The organism is Vibrio misgurnus, assembly GCF_029635775.1.
Taxonomy (GTDB): domain Bacteria; phylum Pseudomonadota; class Gammaproteobacteria; order Enterobacterales; family Vibrionaceae; genus Vibrio; species Vibrio chanodichtyis.
Genome location: NZ_CP113243.1, coordinates 35,894 through 53,167, shown reverse-complemented (window position 1 = coordinate 53,167; position 17,274 = coordinate 35,894). Strand labels below are relative to the sequence as shown.

The 17,274-nt window shown below is 44.4% G+C and carries 13 protein-coding genes and 2 pseudogenes; 10 read left to right on the top strand and 5 right to left on the bottom strand.

Going from position 1 to position 17,274, the window contains the following annotated elements; translation table 11 throughout:
- Positions 1-307: 307 nt before the first annotated feature.
- Positions 308-1,223: pseudogene (locus OOK74_RS15020) on the top strand (RNA-guided endonuclease TnpB family protein); the annotation flags it as partial.
- A gap of 87 nt (positions 1,224-1,310) precedes the next feature.
- On the opposite strand, the gene OOK74_RS15015 reads toward OOK74_RS15020, so the two are convergent.
- Positions 1,311-2,492 carry a tyrosine-type recombinase/integrase gene (locus tag OOK74_RS15015; RefSeq protein ID WP_278183646.1) on the bottom strand — a complete coding sequence of 394 codons (1,182 nt, stop codon included), beginning with the start codon at positions 2,490-2,492 and terminating at the stop codon, positions 1,311-1,313.
- A gap of 474 nt (positions 2,493-2,966) precedes the next feature.
- On the opposite strand from OOK74_RS15015, the gene OOK74_RS15010 reads away from it, so the two are divergent.
- From OOK74_RS15010 to OOK74_RS14995, 4 genes are all read left to right on the top strand, one after another.
- Complete coding sequence (locus tag OOK74_RS15010; RefSeq protein WP_278183645.1) at positions 2,967-3,752, top strand: TIGR04255 family protein; 786 nt, start codon at positions 2,967-2,969, stop codon at positions 3,750-3,752.
- Complete coding sequence (locus tag OOK74_RS15005) at positions 3,743-4,336, top strand: helix-turn-helix domain-containing protein (protein ID WP_278183644.1); 594 nt, start codon at positions 3,743-3,745, stop codon at positions 4,334-4,336. The genes OOK74_RS15010 and OOK74_RS15005 overlap by 10 nt, the downstream gene beginning before the upstream one ends.
- 9 nt (positions 4,337-4,345) lie before the next feature.
- Positions 4,346-5,182, top strand: coding sequence for a hypothetical protein (locus OOK74_RS15000; RefSeq protein ID WP_278183643.1), 837 nt, complete (start codon positions 4,346-4,348; stop codon positions 5,180-5,182).
- Positions 5,183-5,311: 129 nt separating this feature from the next.
- Positions 5,312-6,489, top strand: a protein-coding gene (locus OOK74_RS14995; RefSeq protein ID WP_278183642.1) for an IS3 family transposase whose coding sequence is annotated in 2 segments (ribosomal slippage) — positions 5,312-5,570 and positions 5,570-6,489 — 1,179 coding nt in all. Because the reading frame shifts where the segments join, the coding sequence is not laid out codon by codon here.
- A 633-nt stretch (positions 6,490-7,122) separates the two neighbouring features.
- Here OOK74_RS14995 and OOK74_RS14990 read toward each other — a convergent pair.
- The 4 genes from OOK74_RS14990 to OOK74_RS14975 form a co-directional block, all read right to left on the bottom strand.
- Positions 7,123-7,491, bottom strand: a complete 369-nt coding sequence (locus OOK74_RS14990) for a hypothetical protein (protein ID WP_278183641.1) — start codon at positions 7,489-7,491, stop codon at positions 7,123-7,125.
- Positions 7,481-7,816 carry a helix-turn-helix domain-containing protein gene (locus tag OOK74_RS15140; RefSeq protein WP_430741995.1) on the bottom strand — a complete coding sequence of 112 codons (336 nt, stop codon included), beginning with the start codon at positions 7,814-7,816 and terminating at the stop codon, positions 7,481-7,483. Before OOK74_RS15140 ends, OOK74_RS14990 begins: the two co-directional genes overlap by 11 nt.
- 213 nt (positions 7,817-8,029) lie before the next feature.
- Positions 8,030-9,109, bottom strand: coding sequence for a ParB family protein (locus OOK74_RS14980; RefSeq protein WP_278183640.1), 1,080 nt, complete (start codon positions 9,107-9,109; stop codon positions 8,030-8,032).
- Positions 9,109-10,305: a ParA family protein gene (locus tag OOK74_RS14975; RefSeq protein ID WP_278183639.1), complete on the bottom strand. Its 1,197-nt coding sequence runs from the start codon at positions 10,303-10,305 to the stop codon at positions 9,109-9,111. The genes OOK74_RS14980 and OOK74_RS14975 overlap by 1 nt, the downstream gene beginning before the upstream one ends.
- Before the next feature lie 565 nt (positions 10,306-10,870).
- Here OOK74_RS14975 and OOK74_RS14970 point away from each other — a divergent pair.
- The 5 genes and pseudogenes from OOK74_RS14970 to OOK74_RS14950 form a co-directional block, all read left to right on the top strand.
- A pseudogene (locus OOK74_RS14970) lies at positions 10,871-11,021 on the top strand (S24 family peptidase); the annotation flags it as partial.
- 128 nt (positions 11,022-11,149) lie between these two features.
- Positions 11,150-12,154: a substrate-binding domain-containing protein gene (locus tag OOK74_RS14965; RefSeq protein ID WP_278183638.1), complete on the top strand. Its 1,005-nt coding sequence runs from the start codon at positions 11,150-11,152 to the stop codon at positions 12,152-12,154.
- A gap of 91 nt (positions 12,155-12,245) precedes the next feature.
- A complete protein-coding gene (locus OOK74_RS14960; protein WP_278183637.1) occupies positions 12,246-14,372 on the top strand; it encodes an alpha-galactosidase in 2,127 nt (708 codons plus the stop codon).
- A 54-nt stretch (positions 14,373-14,426) separates the two neighbouring features.
- On the top strand, positions 14,427-15,701 hold the full coding sequence (locus OOK74_RS14955; protein WP_278183636.1) for an MFS transporter: 1,275 nt from the start codon (positions 14,427-14,429) through the stop codon (positions 15,699-15,701).
- On the top strand, positions 15,698-17,128 hold the full coding sequence (locus tag OOK74_RS14950; RefSeq protein ID WP_278183635.1) for a glycoside hydrolase family 32 protein: 1,431 nt from the start codon (positions 15,698-15,700) through the stop codon (positions 17,126-17,128). Before OOK74_RS14955 ends, OOK74_RS14950 begins: the two co-directional genes overlap by 4 nt.
- Positions 17,129-17,274 lie beyond the last annotated feature (146 nt).

The window sequence follows — 17,274 nt, the reverse complement described above, 5'->3', positions numbered from 1 at the left end:
TGTTTTTACCTATCAGTCACATGATGAACTTTATGATATTTGCTATGGTTGTGAAGTGCGTATAATCTAAACTCCTAGTGATTTATGGCGCAAAAAAGTCAAACAACCAATATATAACCAGTATGCCCATCACAAAATAGAACAATAAATCCAGGCTTGAACTTACTATCTACTGTGACAAACTTCATAACTTTATAGGTTTTCATTTTATTGTGAAAAAAATTACAAGAAAAAGTGACCAACTTCACTCAAACCTGAAGTGTTTGACAAAATACACTGCATAACTATTTGAAAGATAAAAGTAAAGAGCTTAACAAAGGAAGTGATTCATCTTCACCAAGATTTTGATAACTTCTTCAATTCGAAGTTGAAAGCCAAATATCCACAATTCAAACGCAGACATGGCAAGCAGTCGAGCTACCACTGTATGGGCGTAAAGGTGCTAGACGGCGCAATCAAACTACCGAAAATGAAACCTGTAGAGGCTAATATTCACCGTGAGATTGCGGGTGTGGTTAAAAGCATCACTGTAAGCCTGAGTAAAACAGGTAAATTCTACGCATTAATCCTTGTGAATGATGGAACGGAAGCTTCAGTACTACTCCACACGGTAAGAAAGATGACAGGTGTCGATCTGGGGTTGCCTCACTTTGCGATTGAGTCAAACGGCAGAAAGACAGCTAACCCAAAATTTGTAAAACGTGCTGAGAAGAATCTCAGATGTAAGCAGCGTCAGCTATCCAGAAAAGCAAAAGGCAGTGCTAATCGTGCAAAAGCTCGAATGCTTGTGCTGATTTTCAACACAAACTCTCTCGAACTCTCGTTGACGAAAACCAAGCGGTGATAGTCGAGACATTGAAATCGGCAAACATGATGAAAAACCGCAAACTGGCAAAGCAGATAGCCGATGTCTCATGGCATAGCTTTGTCGTTAAGTTGGAATACAAAGCTAAAGAACAAGGCAAGCACCTCGTAAAACTTGATCAATGGTATGCAAGTTCTAAAACTTGCCATTGTTGCGGTCATAAAATGGAAGAAATGCCCTTATCAGTTCGCAAATGGGATTGTCCGTCTTGCGGTACTACGGATATTGATCGCGACTTAAATACCGCCCTTAATATTCGTGATAAAGGCATTCTAGAATTAAAGGCGGTTGGACGGTCGTTTCTGCTTATGGAAGCTGCGTAAGTCTCAATACTATCGAGCAACGGCTAACGAAATAATAAGCATCGCCCGATAGGGCGGTGAGTCGTCACTTAAGTGTCCAAAGTTAGTGGCTCGGATTAAGTGATATAACATATAAAAAGTTGTCAATGTTCAGCCTGAACATTGGCTTTTTTTGCCTTACGACTTCTGGCCATCGCTGAATTTTCAATGGTAATGTGCTGTCCATATCGAAGCACCATCGTATCACTTCGCCAGCGTCCAGCCTGACGAACCTGAAGTGAATCATAACCTTGCTCTAGCAGATCTTGGGCGGCACCGACTCGCGCGCTATGTCCAGTGAAAGGGCGGTGAGTGGATTTTATGATAGAGAGAGGCAGACTCGGATCGACATGAGGATGAAGATCTAACCACGCTTTCAAAAAAATCCGATCAAGAGCGCGCGTTGAGAGCGGCTGATGCGAAGCGGAGTTGTCCTGCTCATTCACTTTAGGCGCTATCACCTTGCCGCTTCGGTGGATCGCCCGAAAAAGATAGCCTCCCTCAGCAAAGCTGATCCCAGTAACCATTAGGTATGCCTGCACAAAGGACATGCACTGCGCACTTAAATGGGTCCAGTCCTGGCCGTCCCCACTCTGATTGGTTTTGGTAAAAGGGATCCGCAGGGAAGCGCTACCATCGGGTTTGACTTTAAAATGCTCCAGTCGGATCCGCACCAACTCCGACACTCGCATCATGGTTTCATAGGCCACGTACAAAACGGCCAGATCACGCAGCGTTGAGGCCGATGGGCTACTGCCGTACAACGCAATTAACCGGTCCAGATCGGCATCTCGAAATGGGGTGGCTTGCCGAATATACTCATCCTCCACGCGAACCTTATGCTTAATGATGCCTCGAAACGAGTTTTTTACCCGTAAATCTAAGGTGGTGTTAGGGCAACCCGCCGCCATGAGCGTCGTGCCAATCGCCCACAGCTCGACACTCAGCGTATTACGATGACAGCACGTCGAGCGAAACTGTAAATACTCGCGGATCTGCGAGGGTGAAGACGGTAAAGCATGCTTCATCATTTGCTCACACCACGACACATAGCGCCCCCATGCTTGCTTGAGGCGTTTTTGTGTGCTTGGCGAAAACATCGTTTGCTCTTGCTCAAATTCACGCAGCAACGCTTGGGCACAACGTTGGAACGGATCGTTTTGCGCAATGGTTTCATAACTCCAGCCCAGCTCAATCGCCTGTTGGATTGCGCGTTGCACGTTTTCGGGATCGGGTGCACCGGCTGAGGCAGGTAAGTGGAATGGTGACGATATCGGTAATGACATTAACGCTCTTCCTTGATAAGCCAAAAGGATCACAGGCTTTATTATGTATAAATATACAGCTTTTGCAATAACTTCGGAGAATGTCACTTCTCCGAAGTTATGATTTACGCGTTTTACAAAAATAAAAAGAAGAAGAGAAAATGCTCGGGTGGTAGATAGAAATGAAAGTGTTACGCCGTAGCGTTAGATGGCCACGGATCTGATTTTTTCCCTACTGGAAAGGTACAAAGGGAAAAACATTAGAGCCTTTTCCAGAAAAATCGGATATTGGAACAGTGTTTCCTAAAACTTGATTGTAATAACACCATTATTCCAGAACAAATTACCCTACTTTTCGCCATTTTTAATGGGTGTTTTCGTAAGGTTGATGGTTTTGTGGAACTATGATCAGTATCTAATACCAGATGAAAACGCGAGTAATGTGTAATCAGTTGTGTAATAATTGGTTCAAAGAGTCCAGAAAGGCGCATCAACATGTCAGACTACAAAAAGTTGAACAATCACCCGTTAGAACTTGTTCTCGTAGAGGTGAGATACTCACCAATTCTAAATGTGAAGAAATACATCCCAGAACTACACGATCAACTTCGTGGAGATTTTCCGAACTTCAACACTGTAGTTGATAAAACGGTGAACTTTAATAATGACCAAGTAGACTTTTCAAACATAGAAAGATGGCTATTTACGTCCAAAGATGGTCAACGCGTCGTTGACATTGATCAGAATAGAGTTGTTTATGCAACGACTAAGTACGATCGGTTTGATGGGTTTCAGGCAGATGTTCAACAGATAGTTGAGGTCTTGAAAAATATTGTTAATCCATCGATTTACACTAGGGTGGGCCTACGTTATTGCGATAACATTCCATCGTTAGATGGGGGGGATACTGGCTTATCAGAGTTAGTCGTTCCTCAGTTGCTGTTTGATGATACATTTAGCAATATCGGTCAAAAAGGCTTTAAGCGTCAAGAATACTTAATTGCAACAGGAACAACACACCTTGTAATAAGAACCGTTCAGACAGTTACGCCCAATGTCCTACCTGAAGATCTCATTTCAATAGGCTTGAAAGTCAAAGCCGATGAAACCGCTAAATTGAGACTTCTTTTAGATTTTGATCACTTCTGGCAAGATCCAAATAACCCAAAAGACTTTGAAGTTGATAATATTCTAGAAACATTGTCTGGTTTACACGAGGCTTCGAGAGAAGCATTTTGGAATGCGACAACTCCGTATGCAAGGGATGAAATATGGTTGTAGCAGATCACGTATACGTTGACTATGACGCAATTGAAATCAATAAGTTAGCAGTTTCTGGTCAGCATGCCGTTCAATCAGCGGCCCATAGTACGTATCAACGTCCTAGCGCTACGGAGATTTTTGATCTTATTAATTATCGCTCAGGACAGCATAAGTATTGGACCCATACTAAGACAGATTTCCACGATGTTCTTGTTGAAGTTAGTTCGACAGACACTTTGATTAAGTCACCTCAGCAGAATCTATTAGTTAAACGCTTGAACGAGTTAAAAAGCAGCCTTGGATTAGCAGATGAAGAATTAGCGAGTATTTTAAAAACAACTCGTAAAACACTTCATAATTGGCAGCAGGGCAGCACTAAACCAAACAAAACAAAACTGTTACGTTTGGTAGCTCAACATAAGCTTTTGAGCGAGTGGATAAGTAATGGTTATCCAGACATTGCCACATTGGATATTGAAGATAAGAGCCAGGTCTTGAATAAGTTGCAACAAGATGATGTTGATATTAGTGACGTCTTGTATTTCGGCTCTGGATTAATGTTGACTAGTGATTTTGATGCGATCGATGATCCCTTTGCTTAGGTAGGTGATATGAACTTTGGAAGTACTTTAGAGGCCAAAGGTTGGTTGCAAGGCTGCATTATTCCAAAGGAGCAAGCTGTTGTTTTATTGGAAAATGAAAAGACTACGTGCATAGATGTCAATAAGGCTGAGTTAGTAGGCGATCACTTTGTGCTTGTCGTTGCCTCTCAGTCTTGTGATATAGCGAGGGATGAGGTTCCTTCGGTACAGTTGCTTGTTGCGAGGGTTATCGAAGTTAGAGACCCTCACAAAAGTTACAACGCCCATCCTAGAATTCTTGATACTCACGTAACTCAAGTTCTCGAAGATGAGCTGCACGAGCTTTCACTCAGAGTTAGCATATTGGAGAAAGTCTTTACTCCCAAAGAAAACCTGATTGATATCGACTATCTTGATGGTATCTTTTGGGGTATCCAAGAAGAAAGAAGTTACAGGAACTGGCTGGGAGAGCACTATGATAGGCCTGCTTTGCCAACCTCTTTTAATGATCTTTTGAAGCGCTCAGAGAAAAAACTAAAGACAACTGCGAAACAATCTAATGATCATCTATATGGGATTTACATTCGCCTCAACCCAAATCGTGAGCTTGTTGAAGGTGAGCACTATGATGTGCAATTATTAGGCGCGTTGACTCATGACGGTGATGTTCAAACTGCTCAGAATAGAATTAATCGCTACAAGGAAATCCTTGATGGGGCAGGTATCAATGTTACTCATGCTCTCGTTAAAGAAAAAAAGCAGATTAGCATGGCGATGCTGGAGGGGATGACTAGATTCCATTGGGACTATTTGTCTTATCGAAACAATACCGAGGAATTTCCTGCTGAAGTAAGCCCTGGAATCTAGATACAAGCATTACGAGCAATCGTTTCTCACATAGGTTGTAGCTCTTACATTGGGGGGTGTAGTGGTACGGTGAATTTGGTCACTTAATTAGAGGTGATATTATCATCTCATAAGTTAATAGGTGACATTATGACAAAACGTACAAGACGGCTATTTAGTGCCGAATTCAAACTGGAAGCGGCACAATTAGTGCTCGATCAAAACTACTCAGTGACTGAAGCGGCTCAAGCCATGAATGTAGGTAAATCTACGATGGATAAGTGGGTTCGCCAATTAAAACAAGAGCGCCAAGGCAAAGCACCTAAAGCGTCACCAATGACGCCTGAGCAAATTGAAATTCGTGAATTAAAAAAGAAGCTCGCTCGTCTTGAAGAGCATAATGAAATATTAAAAAAAGCCACGGCTCTCTTGATGTCGGACTCACTGAACAATTCTTGATGATCAAGAAACTCAAGCAGAGCCACAGCATAAAAACATTATGCGAAGTCTTCAATGTTCATCGAAGCAGTTATAACTATTGGCTGAAACGGCCAACAGAAATAAAGGCGGAAACCGTAAAACTTCGCAGTTTGATTAGCGAAGCTTATGCGGCAAGCAATGGTTCTGCGGGAGCAAGAACCATTGCCGATATCGTAACAAACCAAGGCGTGAGTCTGAGTCGTTACCGAGCAACAAAGCTGATGAAAACGCTGGGATTAGTGAGTTGCCAAGTCCCAAAACATCGTTACCGTAAAGCCTCACAAGAGCATATTGAAATCCCGAATCACTTAGATCGTCAGTTTGCTGTCACTGCACCAAATGAAGTCTGGGTGGGTGACGTGACCTATATTTGGACGGGAAATCGTTGGATGTATTTAGCAGTAGTCATCGACCTTTTTGCTCGAAAAGTGATTGGTTGGGCAATGTCAGTATCACCTGATACACGATTAACAGGCAAAGCGCTTTCGATGGCTTATGAGTCTCGTGGAAAGCCTAAAGGCGTCATGTTCCACAGTGATCAAGGCAGTCACTATACGAGTCGTCAATACCGTCAATTACTGTGGCGTTTTCAAATAAAACAAAGTTTATCTCGCCGAGGAAATTGCTGGGATAATGCGCCGATGGAGCGCTTCTTTAGAAGCTTGAAAACGGAATGGGTTCCAACGGTAGGTTATCGTAGCTTTGCAGAGGCTCAACAAGAGATCATCCGCTACATTATTGGATATTATAGCCAGCTCAGGCCCCATCAGTATAACGGTGGCTTGACACCCAATGAGTCAGAACGATTGTATTGGGAAAACTCTAAAACCGTGGCTAATTTTAGTTGACCACTACAGGGGCTACATTTATAAAAGCAGTAGTTACTTAATGGACCTCAGCCTTCTTTATGGCCTTGAGATAAAACAGGTAGCTGTTGGCTGACTATTTTTAGCCACTCTTCGCAAGGAGTAGTTGTATGGGTTCGACCTTGTTCTTGGACCTCTAGGTCAATTGACGGTTTAGGCATATTTATCTCCAAACTGAATTAAATTCTAAGGCGACAACTATGCTGACACGGGGGGAAACGAGCGATCGCAATCACCGAAATACGCACGTGAGGTAAAAGCCCCAGCCATAGGGCGAACTTTAAGAGCAGACATAGACAAATCCTTATTTGCGTTTTTTAGGGAAACCCGCTGAATAGTTAGGAACAGCAGGTGAAGAACTGCAATGACGAGAGCCAAGAGCAGGTTCAGGTAGTTTGGGGGTTTTGTTAAGACCGTAACGGTCAACTCTGCGAATCATAAATTACCACATGTAGTAAAAAGCGACAGGTAAAAGCAGAACCCAAAGGATCGGCAATGTGTGAACAAGTACCAATCAAGGGTGCGAGAAAAGACCAACTGACAGAGCTAGACAAAAAAGCTTAAAGACCAGCATGGAAAACAAAAAGTAAAGCGCACCAAAGTAAGCCCGAGAATTCATGAGTGGAACCCCATAGCAGCAAGCATTAGGTCGGTCTTCAAAGACCGAGCAAAGCGACAATGCTCAACAATAGCAAAAGTAGCAGCGTGATGAGCCTCAGCCTCAGCGAGAAGACGAAGACGCTCAGCAAGATAGACATGCTTATCAACAAGCAAGCAACTCATACAACGAGCGGATTCAGAGCAAGAGTAACAGCCCAGTTCAATTTCGTGGCCATCAGAAATGGGAACCGCAACATCACGAAACTTCTCATGGAGATAGCAAGCAAGCGAATTAACAAAGAGGCAATTGGAAACATCCTCGATATAGTCCTCAAGGTCAAAAATAAACGGGTCAAGAGTGGAAGCGGTAGTGTCAGTAGTCATAGTTACTCCAAATGTAAATGTATGGATTATTTACGGAACTCAAGCCAAGAGGCATCGTTAGTGTATTCAGCGTAACGGGTATAAACCCAGTTGCGAAGGTTTTCGATGACAAAGTGTTCTGCCAAAAACTGAACCATAGAATCGTTGAATTAAATCCATCTCCTGTCCGGTTAAATAATTTAAGTTTTAAAGAATCTTCCAATCGATCTATACGCCTCGAAACTGTCGCGTAATTTACATTCAATCTATTAGCTGCTGTACTTACCTTGCCCGACTCATAAAGAACTAAGAAAAACTTCAAATCATCCCAGTTACTATTGTCCACTGATTCCCCCTTAAATTAATTGTCATCAAGGTCGGGCTAGCTCGTGTATGGTAGAAAGCCACACAGCTAGCAATACAAACAAAGTAGAGCTTTCACTTTGCCTTGTAAGGTGCGTGTTGACTGTGGATGCTGCATAAGTCTCGATACTATCGAGCAACGGCTGACCAAATAAGAAGTATCGCCCTATTATAGCAGTGATAAGTCACTGCAAAATCAATCTTCTTGGTATCTCTCAAGCACAGTGGCAATCGCTTGATCTAGTTCCTGTTGAACATCCTTTGGTAAACGACCAAACTCATACGAGAAATTACGACCTTTAACTCTCTTACGCGCAAAGACTCCTTGACTGTTGAATTGAGCGAGAGGCATTACTGCATGGTGCTCTTTTTCTTTCTTAAATTCTGTAATTTTAAGCTCTGCTTTAATAGCAGAAATAGTGGCTAACTTTGCATCATCTTGTGTTTGTTCAGCCTGAACATTGACAACTTTTTGATGGACTTTTTCTACAAATTTGGCAAGTAGAGCTTGGTCACTGGCGAATAATTTCATAACACTATCTAGCAAGGTATAGTCGCTATGAGATAGAAGATTGACAACAGGAAATAGCGAAATTAGTTGCTCATCAATACTTGCTGCTTTCAATGCTTTACTTACAGCTGGGCGACTCATCGACATGATTTTTGCCACATCTTCTTGAGTATATTGCCCGCTATTTATAATTGCCTTGCACTGCAAACCGATTTCACGCTGGTTGTGTTCTTTTGCTGTTTGCAGCTGTTTAGCTAATGCCTTCGCATCTGAATAAGACAACTCATCTTGGGTAACTAGAATACGAAATTCTTTAATTTTACCCTCTTGTAATAAAACCCAAGCACGTCGACGTGACCCGTCTAATACATCGATTTTTCCATTCTGCTCACGGCCTACCGCTGGATAAAACTGCTGAAACTCGAGCGATTCTAAATCAGACAACGACTCTTTGGTTAAACGAGATTGATCACGTCCATTAACTTCAAACGTCACATCTGTATTATCGCGTAATTGATCATATGACAATGTGACTTCATTAAATGTAGCCTCAGCTCCTGACTGAAGTTGCCACACAACGCTATTACCTACAGACGTAATCCCAAAAGTTTGTTGTAGATACTGCGAAACACTTTCTCCAGCATTATTAAGCTCATGCGACAGTTGCCGAGTTAAACTTTCAATATTAGCTTTAGCTGCTGAAACCAGCGCTTGTTGCGAACCAGGAGCATTCCCTAGTGGGCTACCACCACGTTTTTTTGCCATTATTGTTGATCCTCTCGCCAAACATTAACAATATCGCGCAAAATTTGGCTCGTGACTTCGTAACCATTTTGCTGCGCACTTTGAAAAGTACCTTTGCTTTTGGGGTACTCACTCTTCGACATATCGAATACCGTTGACAGAAGAGAAGAAGCCTGACGAATTGCCTCACTATGCTTAAACTCTTTTGAGTAAAGATAAGAAGCAAAATGGTCATACAGGCTATTCATCAGCTCGGTCGTAGTCGAACCATCCCTATGATTAGTAAGCAATATTTTCATAAAATCATAGCCAGGGTGGTTTGCATTGGCCAACAAAGCCCAAACTTGGGGGATATAGCTAAAATAAGAGCAGGTCGCATCAATATCGTTTTCAGTGATAGAAAGAGGGAAAACAACACTTGATGCGGCAAAATAGGCATTATAGGTGGCATAGCCTAGAGATGGGGGGGTATCAATTAAGATGATATCAAATTCATCACGCACAGCGTCGATAATTTCATTCAGAATAGAATAGGGAAATGGAAGTTGATGACCAAACACCTGCTCATGAAACCAGCCCTCAATCGCTCGATCTGTTTGTGAGGCAGGTAAGATACGCAAGTTTGGTATTGTAGTATTTAAAAAAGAATCTGATACCACTTCTGCAAATGTCTCACCGTCTTCCAAGTCGAAGTTACGCATCATTAAATCACCAACAGACAAACAACCTTCCTGCTCAGCTTCTGGTGCGTAATACATTGACAGAGTGGCTTGGCCATCCATATCAATAAGTCCAACCCGATACTCTTGATGAAATTCAGTGGCGAGCCCAGAGGCAATAGTTGCGGCTGAAACTGTCTTACCTACACCACCTTTCTGGTTCTGAATTACAATAACTTGCATTTTTTGACGATTATTGCGAACAAATTTTGTTTCTTTACGAAGAGCCGTGGGTAGCAAATCACGTACACTATACATTTCTTCAATATTAATCGACCACTGAGAATCCTGATGACGGCGAGGGTCAATACCCGCATTAGCAACATATTTGTCGAGTGTTTTTGCATCGATATCTAGATAACTAGTTGCTTCTGCACGAGTAAAGTTGCGTAACTCTTTACGATGATTGGCCAACAAACGCTGATTTCGGCGTTTGATATACCCATCAGCTCCCTTCTTAAGCTCTTGAAATACAGCTGTTGTCTGTTTGGTGTCCATCTCTAACTCCACAATGGGTTTGTAAAAAGCATATCCTTTAATTTTAAAGGTGTATATCAAAAAATGAAGTATAATAAAAAATCTGATTAGACTAATCGTATACGCCCCATAATCCCACGGGGCGATATTGTTCGTGTTTGAAGTTCCAAGGTAGGAGTGCATCGATATCTGGCTCAGCTTTCGCGTAAGCGGTAAGTAAACCAGTGACACCTTATTCCACGTGGTTCAGGTCGACATTCCATGGCCTCAGATCCCCCCAGTGTCAGGATAGTTGTCGCCTCATTTTTTCGTACTATTGGACAGGAGGCGGAAGTTAGGTTTAAGTGAGACAGTATCCTGAAGCACATAAAAAATCAGTCGTTATTAAGTTGATGAAAAGCGGTTTATTATTGCGTCAGTTTTCACAGAGAGAAGGTATCAGCCTGTCTACTCTGTATGGTTGGAGGGAAAAGCATGCAGAGGTCGATTTCAGTTTGACGAAAGTAATGTTCCAGATGATTGGTCCGCGGAACGCTTCCGTTTCGAACGACCGTGGTGACGAAAAATAAAGAGGTGCTTCTGGTATGCTGGGATTCATCCAGATGACGTTTTGGTGGTTGATCTCTCCGTCCAAGCCGAACACGGTGACATTGTCATCGTAGGTATCCACGGTGAACTCACAGCAATTGAGACCATGCGTCAAGCATGTCTCCAAAAACCAAGCGTATAAACCGATTGATTACAATAGCCCCCAATTAATACGGACACCCATTAGTTAAGCAATAGGCTTAGACCTATCTTTAAGGAGTGTTTATAGTCCGCATTGAAATTTTTACTGGCGAACAGTTAATAACAGGAGAAAATAATGTCACTTAAGGCTATAGCAGCAGAACTTGGTATTTCTGTCACCACTGTCAGCCGAGCACTGGGTGGATTTTCTGATGTCTCACCAGAGACCCGTATGCGTGTGGAAATAGAGGCACAGCGTCGCGGCTACCGCCCAAATACACAAGCAAGACGTCTCAAAACCGGTAAAATCGATGCAGTTGGCTTAGTATTTCCTGAGCATACCGTACCATTTAACAGCAGTGTGTTTATGGATATGGTTAGTTGTATAAGTCGTGAGCTGGCCAGTCATGACATTGATTTATTGCTGATAGCTGATGATGAGGGGGCCGACAGTCACAGCTATATGCGCTTGGTCAAAAGCCGTCGGGTAGATGCTCTTATTGTGGCTCACACGTTGGATAACGATCCGCGCTTAATACAGCTTCTTGAGGCTGGAATACCGTTTCTAGCTCTTGGTCAGGTGCTGTCTGGTCTTCCTTGTGCCTGGTTTGACTTTGATAATCACGCAGGAACATGGCTGGCCACGCAGCATCTGATTGCACTTGGCCATCAGCGAATTGCATTACTTAGTGAGGATAGTTCTCATGCCTATGTTATGGCTCGACGCCAAGGATGGCGTGATGCCCTAAGTCAACATAATCTACCGGATACTTGGTTGCGTTTAATCTCTCCTACTCGCCGCGCTGGTTACCAAACGGTGAACACATTAATGTCACTCCCATTTCCACCGACAGCCATTATTACTGATAGCGACCTGAGTGGTGATGGCGCTGCCATATCGTTGCTCTTATCTGGTCACTTATCTGGAGAGCATGCCCCCTCTCTCGTCGTCTACGATGGCTTACCGCAAGACAGTATTATTGAATTGGATGTAGCTTCAGTTCTTCAATCAACACGAAGTCGTGTCGGCCGCCAGATTGCTGACATGGTGCATGAACTCATCAAAGGTGCTTCTCCTGAAACATTGCAAGTGCTCTGGCAGCCGGAATTTTATCCCGGAAAAACGACATTTTCGCCTTAATTTTAACCAGATCACACATCCGAAACGTTTTGGTTGATACCCGAAACGTTTCGGATCAATAGTAGGGCATACTCGAAAACGGAGATGCCTTATGGATCCTATATACCGCCGACTGAGCTGCCCCCATTCAAATCTGATCATTAAAACTCATCCATATGCAGAGATAGTTTGGTGGGGCCCAACTCTGCAACAGTTTAATCCCAATGATTGTATTAGCCTTGAACGGCCAATTGCGAATGGTCGTCTAGATACAGATATACCATTGACGCTAATGGCCGAGAACGGGCTGGGGCTTTTTGGCTCACCAGGAATCGAGGGACACCGCAACGGGCTCGATTCTTCTCCAGTATTCAGTACAGTCATGGTCGCTCAGACCGGAGAAAATCTCACTCTAACCAGTGAGGACTCCGTTGCTGGGCTGCGGATTGTAAGTGAATTTATGCTGACATCCTCAGGTGTACTGAAAATGCGGCATGCTCTAACTAATCTCCGTGACGGCGACTGGCAGGTTACCCGTTTCGCGATCACTTTACCTGTGCCTGAGCGCGCGGGAGAAGTGATGGCCTTTCACGGACGCTGGATACGTGAATTTCAGCCGCATCGTGTCCGACTAACACATGATGGTTTTGTACTGGAGAATCGTCGGGGTCGAACGTCTCATGAGCATTTTCCTGCGCTGATTTCGGGTACATCAGGTTTCTCTGAACAACAAGGCGAGGTGTGGGCTGCACATCTGGGCTGGAGCGGCAACCACCGCATGAAATGTGAGGTCAAAACAGACGGGCGGCGTTATCTGCAGGCGGAAGCTCTGTGGATGCCTGGAGAAAAAGTGCTTAAGCAGGATGAAACCCTTTACACACCTTGGTTGTATGCCTGTCACTCCGCTAACGGTCTTAATGGCATGAGCCAGCAATATCACCGTTTTTTGCGTGATGAAGTCATTCACTTCCCAGATCAAAAACCCAGACCTGTGCACCTAAATACTTGGGAGGGTATTTATTTTGACCACAACCCTGACTACATCATGCAGATGGCTACGCGTGCAGCAGAACTTGGTGTTGAGCGATTTATTATTGACGATGGCTGGTTTAAAGGTCGTGAGGATGATCATGCAGCCTTAGGTGACTGGTATCTTGATGAACAGAAATATCCAGACGGACTTATGCCAGTGATTAACCATGTGAAATCTCTCGGCATGGAATTTGGTATCTGGTTGGAGCCTGAAATGATCAATCCAGACTCTGATCTCTTTCGCCAGCATCCCGACTGGGTGCTATCAATGCCAGGCTACACGCAACCAACAGGGAGACACCAGTACGTTCTCAACCTGAATATTCCAGAGGCTTTTACCTATATTTATGAACGTTTTTTATGGCTGCTGGGTGAACACCCTGTTGACTATGTGAAATGGGATATGAACCGTGAGCTCGTTCAAGCCGGGCATGAGGGCCGAGCAGCAATAGATGCGCAAACCTACCAATTTTATCGGTTATTGGATCTCTTACGCGAACGGTTTCCTTTGGTCGAATTTGAATCCTGCGCTTCTGGTGGTGGTCGCATCGACTTCGAGGTATTGACTCGTACACACCGCTTCTGGGCCTCAGATAACAATGATGCTCTAGAGCGATGCACCATACAGCGTGGCATGAGTTACTTTTTCCCGCCTGAGGTTATGGGTGCACACATTGGTAGTCACCGTTGCCATGCCACCTTCCGGCAGCACAGTATTGCTTTTCGCGGCTTGACGGCTCTGTTTGGTCATATGGGCTTGGAACTGGATCCTGTGACCGCAAGTGAAGATGAATCTGCCGGTTATTCTCGTTATGCAGCGCTCTACAAAAAATGGCGGAAGCTTATTCACACTGGCACCATGTGGCGGGTCGATATGCCAGATGTAGCAACGCAAGTTCAAGGCGTGGTTAGCTTAGATCAAGCCGAAGCGCTTTTTCTGGTGAGCCAACTCGCGATGTCAGATAACTCCTTGCCGGGAGCTCTGCGTATTCCAGGACTAGAAGCACAGGCCCGTTATCGGATCAGAGTTGCTGATCATCCCGATATTCAACTGGTTGGTGAAGGGGGGCATTCCATGCGTAAGTTACCAGGCTGGATGTGCTTGGACACCAACCTCAGCGGGGAGTGGCTGGCTCAGGCGGGCATTCAGCTTCCCATACTAGATCCGGAAAGCGCCATGTTAATTGCTCTTGAGCGTTTGGTATAACATGACCAGGGCCGGTTTCGGCCCTCTCAACTCTGTCCCGAGAGGATAAAAATAATGAAAACCCATAGTACCCATAAAAAAAACGATTTCTGGATTTTCGGTCTGTTCTTTTTTCTTTACTTTTTCATTATGGCAACCTGTTTTCCTTTCTTGCCCGTCTGGCTGTCTGATGTTGTTGGGCTGAGTAAAACAGATACTGGGATTGTTTTTTCATGCCTATCACTGTTTGCTATCAGCTTCCAGCCGCTGCTAGGTATAATTTCAGATCGTCTTGGCTTAAAAAAACACCTTATGTGGATCATCAGCCTGCTGTTAGTACTGTTTGCTCCTTTTTTTCTGTACGTTTTTGCACCGCTCTTGCGTTTTAACATTTGGGCTGGAGCGTTGAGTGGCGGATTTTATATCGGCTTTGTTTTTTCAGCGGGTGCTGGTGCCATTGAAGCGTATATTGAACGTGTCAGCCGTAACAGCGGATTTGAATACGGGAAGGCAAGAATGTTCGGTTGCCTAGGATGGGCACTCTGTGCCACCACAGCAGGACTGCTCTTCAACATCGATCCGTCCCTAGTGTTCTGGATGGGCTCCTTCTGCGCTTTATTGCTGGTCCTTTTATTGGCGTTAGCTCGCCCAGGAACGAGTCAAACTGCGCTAGTCATGAATGCGTTAGGAGCTAACTCCCCCATAATTTCTGGCAAAATGGTATTGAATTTATTTCGAATGCGTCAGATGTGGATGTTTATGCTTTACATGATTGGTGTGGCCTGCATTTATGATGTGTTTGACCAGCAGTTTGCGACATTCTTCCGCTCATTTTTTGATACGCCGGAGGCGGGAATTCGAGCATTTGGTTTTGCCACTACTGCTGGCGAGATTTGCAATGCCATTATTATGTTCTGTTCTCCTTGGATCATTAACCGTATCGGAGCTAAAAACACGCTGCTTGTTGCAGGACTGATTATGGCTATCCGCATCACTGGATCGGCCTTTGCTACCACAGCAACGGAAGTGGTGATATTAAAAATGCTGCATGCCCTAGAGGTACCATTTCTGTTGGTCGGTGCATTCAAGTACATCTCTGGTGTATTTGATACTCGGCTATCAGCATCCATTTATCTGATCGGATTTCAGTTCTCTAAACAACTGGCAGCGATATTTCTCTCTATCTTTGCCGGCCACTTATACGATCGCATGGGATTTCAGAGCACCTATCTTGTTCTGGGGGGGATCGTCTGTGCAGTTACCTTAATCTCAGTGTTTACCCTGAGTAAGCCCCGTAACTCTGCAACTTCATCAACAAAAACTGCAATAGCAAAGGTGGCCCGCGCATGAAACAACGTATTGCCGCTGCGCACTCAGCTCTTGATACTCTTCTTAGCCGTCGTGGTGTGACTTGGTATCCATCATTCCATTTGGCTCCACCTGCAGGATGGATGAATGATCCGAACGGGCTTATTTATTTTGGTGGTCGCTATCACGCATTTTTTCAACACCACCCAGCAAGCGAGCATCAAGGTTCTATACACTGGGGACATGCTACCAGTATTGATATGTTGCATTGGCAACACGAGCCGATTGCACTAGCTCCAGGAGATGAACATGACCGAGATGGTTGTTTTTCCGGTTGTGCTGTGAACGATGATGGAGTGCTGTCTCTAGTCTACACCGGCCATATCTGTTTAGAAGATATGGGGGAGAACAGTATTATCCGTGAAGTACAGTGTTTAGCAACGAGCCGTGACGGTATTAATTTTGAGAAGCAGGGATGCGTGCTAACCCCACCAGAAGGTATTATGCATTTTCGAGACCCTAAAATCTGGCGGGAAAATGGATTTTGGTGGATGGTTATTGGTGCTCGAGATGCTTCTGATATAGGTCAGGTGCTACTGTATCGCGGCACGTCACTACGGGAGTGGCGTCTGGAGAGGGTGCTCGCACACTCGACCTATGGAACAAGCTATATGTGGGAATGTCCGGATTTTTTCCACTGTGGCGATTACCACTGGCTAATGTTTTCGCCACAAGGTATGAAAGAGAAAGGATTCCATTTTCGTAACCGTTTTCAGAGTGGTGTGTTGCCTGGCCACTGGCGGCCAGGTTCTTCGTTTGCCTTGGCTGGTGAATTCGAAGAATTAGATCACGGTCATGATTTCTATGCCCCGCAATCTTTTGTCGCTGATGACGGGAGGCGTATTATAATGGCTTGGATGAATATGTGGGATTCCCCTATGCCAACCAAGCGTGAAGCGTGGGCTGGCTGCCTAACCCTACCGAGAGAGCTTTATGAACGCAATGGCCGTTTGTGTCAGCGTCCGATTCAAGAGGTTAAATCCTTACGTCAGGAGCGCCAACCCTTGCAATTTGATAAGTTTTGCGGCACACAATTGCTCGCTGAAGACGCGAAGGCTGTAGAGTTAGAATTGACATGGCATGCCGGTGACAGTCAAGCCGAACACTATGGAATCCGTTTAGGTGAGGGGCTCAGGTTGTATGTGGATAACCAAGCCGGTCGGTTGGTACTCTGGCGTTACTACGCAGATGAAGGACTAGATGGTTATCGTAGTATAGCCCTACCTGACGAAGCACACCTGACGCTTCGGATCTTTTTAGACCTTTCTTCGGTAGAAGTCTTTGTTAACGACGGGTATGCGACTTTGTCTAGCCGCATTTATCCACAGCCTGGAAATCGTCAGTTATCACTGTATTCTGCGCATGGAGAGACTGCGCTGCTCGATGGATCTCTGTGGACGCTGGCTTGAAGAAAGCTTTTATAAAGCTGTCTTTTGTGGCCAATTAACTTAAGGGGATATTACCGAATCAAAGCTTTAACGGGCTTCAAGGTTATCCCCTTGAATCAGCAAGTTTTCATTATCGATATCGCCGTAGGACAGTTCTGGAATTTCCA

Excerpts from the sequence above, each read along its gene's own strand:
- OOK74_RS15010 (WP_278183645.1), top strand. The coding sequence starts at position 2,967 with ATGTCAGACTACAAAAAGTTGAACAATCACCCGTTAGAACTTGTTCTC.
- OOK74_RS14955 (WP_278183636.1), top strand. The coding sequence starts at position 14,427 with ATGAAAACCCATAGTACCCATAAAAAAAACGATTTCTGGATTTTCGGT.
- OOK74_RS14965 (WP_278183638.1), top strand. The coding sequence starts at position 11,150 with ATGTCACTTAAGGCTATAGCAGCAGAACTTGGTATTTCTGTCACCACT.
- OOK74_RS14990 (WP_278183641.1), bottom strand. The coding sequence starts at position 7,491 with ATGACTACTGACACTACCGCTTCCACTCTTGACCCGTTTATTTTTGAC.
- OOK74_RS14975 (WP_278183639.1), bottom strand. The coding sequence starts at position 10,305 with ATGGACACCAAACAGACAACAGCTGTATTTCAAGAGCTTAAGAAGGGA.
- OOK74_RS14960 (WP_278183637.1), top strand. The coding sequence starts at position 12,246 with ATGGATCCTATATACCGCCGACTGAGCTGCCCCCATTCAAATCTGATC.
- OOK74_RS14980 (WP_278183640.1), bottom strand. The coding sequence starts at position 9,109 with ATGGCAAAAAAACGTGGTGGTAGCCCACTAGGGAATGCTCCTGGTTCG.
- OOK74_RS15000 (WP_278183643.1), top strand. The coding sequence starts at position 4,346 with ATGAACTTTGGAAGTACTTTAGAGGCCAAAGGTTGGTTGCAAGGCTGC.
- OOK74_RS15005 (WP_278183644.1), top strand. The coding sequence starts at position 3,743 with ATGGTTGTAGCAGATCACGTATACGTTGACTATGACGCAATTGAAATC.
- OOK74_RS15015 (WP_278183646.1), bottom strand. The coding sequence starts at position 2,492 with ATGTCATTACCGATATCGTCACCATTCCACTTACCTGCCTCAGCCGGT.
- OOK74_RS14950 (WP_278183635.1), top strand. The coding sequence starts at position 15,698 with ATGAAACAACGTATTGCCGCTGCGCACTCAGCTCTTGATACTCTTCTT.